The sequence below is a fragment of the uncultured Limnohabitans sp. genome (genome assembly GCF_937889215.1).
Lineage (GTDB): Bacteria > Pseudomonadota > Gammaproteobacteria > Burkholderiales > Burkholderiaceae_C > Limnohabitans_A.
The window spans coordinates 1-9,101 of record NZ_CALBEX010000474.1 but is presented as its reverse complement, the minus strand read 5'-3'; the positions used below and the strand labels follow the sequence as shown (position 1 = coordinate 9,101).

6 protein-coding genes are annotated in these 9,101 nt (G+C 62.3%); 4 read left to right on the top strand and 2 right to left on the bottom strand.

Features of this window, described 5'->3' with window-relative positions; translation table 11 throughout:
* A partial coding sequence (locus tag Q0341_RS11925) for a phosphoenolpyruvate carboxylase (protein WP_299513585.1) occupies positions 1-1,562 on the bottom strand: 1,562 nt, incomplete at its 3' end.
* 141 nt (positions 1,563-1,703) lie between these two features.
* Here Q0341_RS11925 and hemC point away from each other — a divergent pair.
* Genes hemC through Q0341_RS11905 form a run of 4 tightly spaced genes read left to right on the top strand, consistent with a single transcriptional unit; the run spans position 1,704 to position 5,848 of the window.
* Entirely contained in the window at positions 1,704-2,621 is a 918-nt protein-coding gene (gene hemC, locus Q0341_RS11920; RefSeq protein ID WP_299513582.1) for a hydroxymethylbilane synthase, read from the top strand.
* Positions 2,622-2,635: 14 nt separating this feature from the next.
* The gene (locus Q0341_RS11915; protein WP_299513579.1) at positions 2,636-3,457 is read left to right on the top strand and encodes a uroporphyrinogen-III synthase; all 822 of its coding nucleotides are present in this window, start codon (positions 2,636-2,638) and stop codon (positions 3,455-3,457) included.
* The gene (locus Q0341_RS11910) at positions 3,454-4,548 is read left to right on the top strand and encodes a uroporphyrinogen-III C-methyltransferase (protein ID WP_299513576.1); all 1,095 of its coding nucleotides are present in this window, start codon (positions 3,454-3,456) and stop codon (positions 4,546-4,548) included. Before Q0341_RS11915 ends, Q0341_RS11910 begins: the two co-directional genes overlap by 4 nt.
* A gap of 4 nt (positions 4,549-4,552) precedes the next feature.
* Positions 4,553-5,848 carry a heme biosynthesis HemY N-terminal domain-containing protein gene (locus tag Q0341_RS11905; protein ID WP_299513573.1) on the top strand — a complete coding sequence of 432 codons (1,296 nt, stop codon included), beginning with the start codon at positions 4,553-4,555 and terminating at the stop codon, positions 5,846-5,848.
* A 148-nt stretch (positions 5,849-5,996) separates the two neighbouring features.
* Here Q0341_RS11905 and Q0341_RS11900 read toward each other — a convergent pair whose 3' ends face one another.
* Complete coding sequence (locus Q0341_RS11900) at positions 5,997-8,987, bottom strand: Rne/Rng family ribonuclease (RefSeq protein ID WP_299513571.1); 2,991 nt, start codon at positions 8,985-8,987, stop codon at positions 5,997-5,999.
* Between the last annotated feature and the right edge of the window lie 114 nt (positions 8,988-9,101).

Genomic DNA, 9,101 nt, shown 5'->3' with positions numbered 1-9,101 from the left:
CTGATGATGTAGTGCCTAATGGCTTGTGGGCCAAAGTTGGCGAGCATCCTGCGGGCCATTTCAAAGATGGCCAGCTCCGACAGGGCGTGGGCGCTGTAGGTGGCACCGGGCACGCGCAGGGGGCGGGCGTCGCTCAGCAGGCCCAGCAGCAGGGCTTGTTTGGCGTGTTCGTCCAGTTGGCTGTAGTGTTTTTCCACGCGTGCGGTGGTCAGCAGTTCGGCCACCACGGTTTCGTGTTGGTCTGAGCTTTGGCGCAGGTCTACCGTGGCCAGATGAAAGCCAAACACTTCCACTGCCCGAATCAGCGGGTGCAGGCGTTGCGCGCTCAGGGCTTGTGCGTGTTGGCTGTCCAATGAGGTTTGGATGACCCGCAGGTCAGCCAAAAACGCTTCGCCACTGGCGTAGGGGTTTTGTGGGGCCACGGCGTGACGTGCAGCGTCACCGCCAGTCAGGTTTTTGAGTGTGGCGGCCAATCGTGCGTAGATACCGGTCAGCGCCCGTCGGTAGGGTTCGTCTTGGCGGTGTTCGTTGGTGTCGGGCGAGCGCTCGGCCAGGGCCAGCATGTCGTGGCCAAAGGGCACCAACATGGCCGACAGCGAGAGTTCGCCACCCAAAAGGTGCACCTCGGTCAGGTAGTGGCGCAGCGCCACGTCGCTTTGGCGGATCAGGGCGTGTTGCAGGGTTTGCGCGGTCACGTTGGGGTTGCCGTCTCGGTCGCCGCCAATCCATTGACCCATGCGCAAAAAGCTGGCAATGGGCTGGCCGGGCAGGGCGGCTTCGAGTTCGGCATACAGCTTGGGGATCTCGCGCAAGAACGTGGCTTCGTAGTAGCTGAGCGCGTTTTCAATCTCGTCGGCCACGGTGAGTTTGGTGAAGCGCAGCAGGCGTGTTTGCCACAGTTGCATGACGCGGGCACGCATTTGAAGTTCGTTGGCGGCCAGTTCTTTGGGCGTGAGGGCGTCTTTGGCGGCATTGACGGCGGCGGCGCGGGCTTTGATGCCATCGCGCTCGTTCAGCAGGTGGGCGATGTCGCGCTCGGCGTCCAGAATGCTTTTGCGCTGCACTTCGGTGGGGTGGGCCGTGAGCACGGGCGAGACGTAGCTGGTGGCCAGCATGTCCGAGATGCTTTTGGGTGTGATGCCCGCCCAGCGCAGGCGCTGCAGCGCCACGTCGATGCTGCCTTCTTGTGTGTGGCCTGCCCGCTCATGGATGGTGCGGCGGCGAATGTGGTGCCGGTCTTCGGCCAAGTTGGCCAGGTGGCTGAAGTAGGTGAAGGCGCGGATGACGCTCACGGCGCGGTCGCCGGGCAGGCTTTTGAGCAGTTTCTTCAGGGCTTTGTCGGCTTCTTGGTCGGCATCGCGGCGAAAGGCCACTGACAGTTTGCGAATTTGCTCCACCAGTTCGAAGGCCTCGGGGCCTTCTTGGGTGCGGATCACGTCGCCCAAAATGCGGCCCAGCAAGCGGATGTCCTCCACCAGTGGGCGCTCGCTGTCACGTTTGTCGGTTTTGCTGACGAGGGGGACTTTGCGCGCCGAGGCGGTGTCTGAGAGGGCCTGTTTCATCGGGTGGGGTGCTTTGAAGTGGTGATTCGGCAAGTGCGTGACAGCGCTTTTGGCTCTGTCGCCTCATGCTAGCATTGACAAACCTTTGTTAGTTACCAACAGGTTTCAATTTGTTGAAGCCCATTTATAGGGAAATCCAACGTGACTTCGCCAGCAGCCACCTCCATCGTCATAGCCACGCGTGAAAGCCGCTTGGCGCTATGGCAAGCCGAACACGTCAAGGCCTTGCTGGAGGGCTTGGGCTGCAGCGTCACGCTGCTGGGCATGACCACGCAGGGCGACCAAATCCTGGACCGCAGCTTGTCCAAAGTCGGCGGCAAAGGCTTGTTTGTCAAAGAACTCGAAGTGGCCTTGCACGAAGGCCGCGCAGACATTGCGGTGCACTCGCTCAAAGACGTGCCCATGGACATGCCCGAAGGCTTTGATTTGGCCTGCGTGATGGAGCGTGAGGACCCCCGCGATGCTTGGGTGTCGCCGCAATACGCTCAGCTGGAAGACTTGCCGCAAGGCGCGGTGGTGGGCACGTCAAGCCTGCGGCGCACGGTGTTGCTGCGTGCACTGCGCCCTGACTTGAGAATTGAACCTTTGCGCGGCAACTTGGACACTCGACTGCGCAAACTCGACGAAGGCCAATATGCTGGCATTGTGTTGGCGGCGGCGGGTCTCAAGCGCTTGGGCATGGACGAGCGTATTCGCCATATTTTTGAGACCGATCAGATGTTGCCTGCCGCTGGACAAGGGGCTTTGGGCATCGAAATCCGCAGCGACCGGGCTGATTTGCGTGCCTTGCTGGCCCCGCTGGCCGATGCGCCGTCTTGGCGACGTGTGGCGGCCGAACGTGCCGTGAGCCGTGCCATGGGCGGCAGTTGCTCGATGCCCTTGGCCGCGCACGCCACGCTTGAGGGCGGTGTGCTGAAGCTGCAAGCGGCCTGGGGCGACCCCGAAGGCAGCACCACTTTGGTGACGGCTGAAGCGGCGGCCAGCACCGATGGCCTGCAAGCGGCCGAGGCGCTGGGCTTGAACGTGGCGCAAGCCTTGCGCGACGGCGGCGCGCATTGACGTTTGGCGCTGACATGGCGTTGGCGTCTTCCACTTTTGCAGCGACCCCTTTGCGTGTCATCGTGACCCGGCCAGAGCGCGAGGCCCGGGCTTGGGCAGATGCCTTGCAGGCCCAGGGCGTGGCCTGCGAGACCTTGCCCCTGATCGAGATTGCCGCTTGGCCCGAGTCTTCAGCGCTGGTGGCCGCTTGGCAGGCCATGCCCCAGCATTTGGCGGTGATGTTTGTCAGCGCCAACGCAGTGCGGTTTTTCATGGCGGCCCAACCTGCCGGCATGCCCATTCCAGGCGTCCGCGCTTGGGCCACCGGTCCGGGCACCCAAGCGGCTTTGTTGGCAACGGGCTGGCCCGCTGAGTTGACGGATGCACCCGATGCGCACGCGGCCCAGTTTGATTCCGAGGCTTTGTGGGGTGTGGTGGCGCAGTGGGTGCAGGCAGCAGTGACAGATGCCACGGTCAAGCCCTCGGTGTTGATTGTTCGCGGCGCCGATGCCCAGGGTCAAGTGGCCGGGCGCGATTGGCTGGCTCAACAGCTCGACCACGCCGGCTTGCAAGTGCAGCAGGTGGTGGCTTATGTGCGCCAGCCCCCGCGACTGAGCCCTGAGCAGCAAGCCCTGGCGCGGCAGGGCATGACTGGTGGCCATGCTTGGTTGTTCAGCAGCTCCGAGGCGGCGCAATTTCTGTTGGCGTGTTGCCCTGATCTGCCCTTGGGGCAGGCCCGTGCGCTGGCCACACACCCCCGCATTGCCCAAAGGCTCCAGCAGTGGGGCTGGGGGCGGGTCGATTTGGTCCCTGCTGGCTTGGAAGCGCAGGCGCTGTCTATAAAATCATTGTCATGACCACTTCCACCGATAGCCCTTCCGACGCCCAACCCCTGCCCAGCCCAGAGCCAAGTTCAGGTTCAGGTTCAGGTTCAGGTTCAGTTGCGGCACCTGGGCGAGCTTTGGGCACTTGGATCGCTTTGGTGTTGGTGCTGGTGGTGGCGCTGGGTGGCTTGGTGTCCTCTGTGCTGCTTTGGCAAAAACTCTCACGCATGCAGGAGCAATTGGCCCAGCAAAGCGCCAGCACGGGCGCGCAAGCTTTGGAAGCCAAAACATGGGCCAAGCAGGCACAAGAAGCGGTTCAAAACAGCGTGGCCCGTGTCTCGCTCATGGAGGCCAGGCTGTCGGCTGTGGCTTTGCAGCGCACCCAATTGGAGGAGTTGATGCACAGTTTGTCGCGTTCGCGCGATGAAACGTTGGTGGTCGACATCGAGTCGACCCTGCGCATTGCGCAGCAGCAGGCCCTGATGACGGGCAGTTCGGAGCCTTTGGTAACGGCTTTGCAGTCGGCCCAAAAACGTGTGGAGCGCGCCGCGCAGCCGCGATTGACGCCGGTCTCCCGAGCCCTCCAAAAAGACTTAGAGCGCTTGAACAGCCTGCCCAGTTTTGACTTGCCGGGTCTGCTGGTTTTGCTCGATGAAGGGGTTACTTTGGTGGATGGCTTGTCGTTTGCTAACGAGGTGTTGGTCACCCAAAGGCAAATGCGTCAACAGGCCGAAGCAGCCGGCGAGCCAGTGGCTGCCTTGACGTGGTGGATGGCGAGCCTGATGCGCATAGGCGATGAGGTCAAGAGCTTGCTGCGTGTCAGCAGGATCGACACGCCTGAAGCCTCTTTGCTGTCGCCTGAGCAGGCGTTTTTTGTGCGCGAGAACCTCAAGCTCAAACTGCTCAATGCCCGCTTGGGTTTGTTGGCCCGACAAAACGACGGTGTACGCGCCGATTTGAGCTCGGCTGCGGTGTTGGTAACGCGTTATGCCGAGCCACAATCGCGGCGCACAGTGCAGCTGCTGGAGTTGCTCAAACAAACCAGCACCCAAGTGCGCACCATTGAGCCCCCGCGTATCGAGGGCTCTTTGGCGGCTTTGAACACCGCTGCGGCAGGAAGGTAAGCTCATGCGCGCTGCCTTGTGGCTTGTTATTTTGTTTGTTTTGGCGGCGGCTGTGGCCTGGTTGGCGGGCAACAACCATGGCATGGTGACGCTGTTTTTGTACCCCAACCGGATCGATATCTCGTTGAACTTGGCGTTCTTGGCGCTCTTTGCCGTGGTCATGTTGGTGGTGCTGGTGGTGCGGGCCTTGGAGGCCTTTTGGGCTTTGCCTCAGCGGGCGTTGCGCTGGCGGCTGCAACAAAAAGAGCGGGCCAGCCATGCGGCTTTGCTCGACGCGATCAGCCACTTCATGGCGGGGCGTTATTTGCGGGCGCGCAAAGCGGCCGATCAAACGCTGCTCAAAGAGGCTTCGCTTGAAGCCGCAGGTGTCACGCTGGACCACGCCGCATCTTTGCGCACGCTGGCCCACATCATGGCGGCCGAGGCCAGCCATGCTTTGCAAGACCAAGCCCAGCGGCAGCAGCACCTGGAGCAGGCCATGGCGCAGGTGCAAGCCAGTCAGGGCGCGGAACGCCAGACCTTGCTGGAGGGGGTTCAATTAAGAGCGGCGCGTTGGCGTTTGGACGAGCGCGATGCCCCGGCCAGCCTTGAGCTGTTGAACGAGTTACCCCCAGCGGCCCGGCGGCGCATGGTGGCCATGCGCTTGCAACTGAAGGCCTCTCGCTTGGCTGGAAAGCCTGCGCAGGCTCTGGAAACGGCGGTTTTGTTGGCCAAGCACCGGGCTTTTTCGCCAGCGGCATCGGAAAGCCTGGTGACCCGGCTGATTTTGGAATTGATTCGCCACACGCACGATGTGGAGGTACTGCAACGCGTTTGGTTGCGGTTGACGCCCACCCAGCGGCTTTTGCCCGATGTGGTGACCGAGGCCGTCGGGCGTTGCCTGCAGCTCGGCGGCACGCCAGTGATGGCCAGGACTTGGCTGCAAGACCTGTGGACGCCTTTGCAGTCGCCACAATCGAATTGGTCTACTGAGCAACTGGAGCGCGTGGTACAGGCGTTTGATGCGTGCTTGCCCGGTGTCGATGAGGCGGATGCTTTTGTCTGGCTGTCTCGTGTTGAAAGTGCACAGCAGGCTCAACCGAGAGCACCCCATTTGCAGTATTTGGCCGGCATGCTGTGCTTGCGCCACCGCTTGTGGGGGAAGGCCCAAAGCTTGTTGACGCAGGCCGTCAAATCCCAGAAAGCCCCGAGCCTGCAAAGAAAAGCTTGGCTGGCTTTGGCCGAATTGGCCGAACAGCGCCAAGATGATGAGGCCGCCAAAGCCGCTTGGAAACAGGCGGCGTTGGTGTCGCCCAGTTGAGCGCCCCTGCGCGCCCTTTCACCCTGATGAAAGCGTTGGCCTGAACAGTTTGTGGCCGCTGATTGGCCTTGCCCTTGGCGGCTTCGCAGACGAAAAAAAACCGGGCTTGAAGCCCGGTTTTTTCATGGCGCTGTGACGCCTTTGCAGGTCAGAACGGCACTTGGAGTGAGTTCAGGTCTTTGCGTGTTTCCACGAGCACCAAGGGGCCCTCGTTGACCACCACAGGCGCTGGCCGCTCACGCGGCACCCGCGCGGGCTGGGGCTCAGCGGCGATGGCGGCTTGCACGGCGGCCACTTTGGCCGTGTCCGAGTTGACCCAAACCAGTCCGGATGTTTCGGCCACTTGCTGCAGGCGCTCGATCGGCAGGTTGTAGCTGGCCACAGTGGGCAAAGCCTCTGGTGCACTGGCTGCTGCTGCTGCTGCTGCAGCTGTTGGCGCTGCAGGTGCTGTCACAGCGGGTGCCTGTGCAGGTGCAGGTGCAGGGGTGGGCTCCGATGTGGGCTCCGCAGCGGGCGCTGCCATGTTGGCAGACGCTGGCGCGGGTGCAGCCGCCGGTGCTTCGGCAGGCGCTGCGGGCTCAGAGGTCACGGCCACTGCGGCAGCTTGCTGGGCACGCTCGAAATAAGAGCGTGGGGCTGGGCGGTCTTCGGTTTGTGCCTCTGCCGTGGGCTCTGCGGCCGTGGCCATCTGGGCATCGCCTTGGCTTTCTTCACCAGCTGCGTCTTGGCGGGTTTCGCCAGCACGTTCGCGGCGGTCGCGGCCATATCGGTCGCGCGAGCGGCGCTCACGTCGTTCGCCGTTGTTTTCAGTGGCGGAGCCGCTTTCTGGGTTGGCGTCCAAGCCTTCGCTGGCGATGGCTTCGCTTTCGGTTACGGCGTTGGCTGGGGATGTGTCGTCGTTGGGGCGGCGCTCAGCTTGGCGTTCACTACGTTCGCGGCGTCCTTCACCGCTGCGCTCGCCACGGTCTCTGCGGCCTTCACGGGGCGCACGCTCTTGGCGCACTTCGGTGCCGTCGGCGTTCAACTCGGCCGGGGCATCGTTGCGGTTGTCACCGCGGCTTTCGCCGCGATCACGGCGACCTTCGCGGGCAGGACGGTCACCGTTGACGCGCTCGGTTCGTTCGGTGCGCTCACCGCGCTCAGTACGCTCACCGCGCACGGGGCGGGCTTCGCTTTCACGGCCTTCGATGCGTCCTTCGTTGCGGCTTTCACCACGGCGACCGTTTTCGCGGGGCGCGCGGACTTCACCCGTGGCGTTTTCGGTGCGTTCGCCACGGCGACCGCCACGGCGACCATCGCGGCGTTCGCCTTCACGTCGCTCGCCATCACGGCGGCCTTCGCGGGCTTTGTCGTCGTTCTTGTTGGCTGGTGGTGCCACGGGCGCTTCAGGGGCAGCCGCGAACAGGTTTTTCAACCAGCCAAAGAAACCGCCGCTGGCAGCGGCCGCAGGGGCGGCCACTTTGACCGCTGGTGCGACTCTGGGCGCCATGGGCTTTTGTTCTGCAGGGGCTTGGGGCTTGGCGACAGCATTGGGCGCAGGCGCGTCCGGCAAAACGCCTTTGATGAGCGGCGTTTGCTTGTTGGTGGGCTCTTGCGAGCGGCGCGTCACGGTGGTTGCGTCCTCGATCTCTTCAGCCATTTTGTAGCTGGCTTCGATGCGGTCTAGGCGCGGGTCGTCGTGCTTCAAGCGCTCGAGCTTGTAATGCGGCGTCTCCAGCGATTTGTTGGGCACCAGCAGCACGTTGATGCGTTGCTGGAGTTCGATTTTGGCGATCTCGGAGCGCTTTTCGTTGAGCAGGAAAGACGCGACTTCGACGGGCACTTGGGCATGCACGGCGGCGCTGTTGTCCTTCATGGACTCTTCTTGGATGATGCGCAGGATCTGCAGCGCCGAGCTTTCGGTGTCGCGGATGTGGCCAGCACCGCCGCAACGAGGGCAGGGGATGGAGGCCCCTTCGGAAAGTGCAGGTTTCAGGCGTTGGCGGCTCATTTCGAGCAAGCCGAATTTGCTGATGGCACCGAACTGCACGCGGGCACGGTCTTGGCGCAAGGCGTCGCGCAAGCGGTTTTCGACTTCGCGGCGGTTTTTACTCTCGTCCATGTCGATGAAGTCGATCACGATCAGACCGCCCAAGTCGCGCAGGCGCATCTGGCGGGCCACTTCGTCAGCGGCTTCCAGGTTGGTGCGGGTGGCGGTTTCTTCGCTGTCGCCACCTTTGATTGCACGGGCCGAGTTCACGTCCACAGAGACCAAGGCCTCGGTGTGGTCGATTACGATGGCACCACCCGAAGGCAGTTGCACGGTGCGGGCGTAGGCCGATTCAATCTGGTGCTCGATCTGGAAGCGGCTGAACAGCGGCGCATCGTCACGGTAGCGCTTCAAGCGGGGCGCGAATTCGGGCATCACGTGGCTCATGAACTGCTGAGCTTGTTCGTAGATGTCGTCGGTGTCGATCAGGATGTCGCCGATGTCGTTGTTGAAGTAATCCCGGATGGCGCGGATGACCAGGCTTGATTCCTGATAAATGAGGAAAGCGCCTTTGCCCTGAGTGGCACCGTCAATGGCGGTCCAAAGTTTGAGCAGGTAGTTCAAGTCCCATTGCAGCTCGGGCGCTGCGCGGCCAATGCCGGCAGTGCGGGCAATGATGGACATGCCTTTGGGGTATTCGAGCTGGTCCATGGCCTCTTTGAGCTCGGCCCGGTCGTCGCCCTCGATACGGCGGCTGACGCCACCGCCTCGTGGGTTGTTGGGCATGAGGACCACATAGCGGCCAGCCAGGCTGACGAAGGTCGTCAGCGCTGCGCCTTTGTTGCCGCGCTCTTCTTTTTCGACCTGGACCAAAAGGGACTGGCCCTCTTTGATGACGTCTTGGATGCGTGCTTGGCTGACGGACACGCCTTCAGCAAAGTATTGGCGGGAAATTTCTTTGAAGGGCAAAAAGCCGTGGCGGTCTTCGCCGTAGTCGACAAAGCAAGCTTCCAGTGAGGGCTCTACGCGTGTGACCACGGCTTTGTAGATATTGCCCTTGCGCTGTTCGCGGCCTTCGATTTCGATTTCGTAGTCGAGGAGTTTTTGTCCATCGACGATGGCCAGGCGGCGCTCTTCAGCTTGCGTGGCGTTGATCAGCATCCGTTTCATGATGCGTTCCTTTTCATAGCATTACAACAACACAGGTCCATGTCGGACCAACGATGCCGCAAGCCAATGCTGGAAAAAGAAACGGTAAACCGGACAGCTACAGGATTCGGCGAG

What these genes read in the sequence shown, in the direction of transcription:
- Q0341_RS11910 (WP_299513576.1), top strand. Translation starts at nt 3,454, where the DNA reads ATGACCACTTCCACCGATAGCCCTTCCGACGCCCAACCCCTGCCCAGC.
- Q0341_RS11900 (WP_299513571.1), bottom strand. Translation starts at nt 8,987, where the DNA reads ATGAAACGGATGCTGATCAACGCCACGCAAGCTGAAGAGCGCCGCCTG.
- Q0341_RS11915 (WP_299513579.1), top strand. Translation starts at nt 2,636, where the DNA reads ATGGCGTTGGCGTCTTCCACTTTTGCAGCGACCCCTTTGCGTGTCATC.
- Q0341_RS11905 (WP_299513573.1), top strand. Translation starts at nt 4,553, where the DNA reads ATGCGCGCTGCCTTGTGGCTTGTTATTTTGTTTGTTTTGGCGGCGGCT.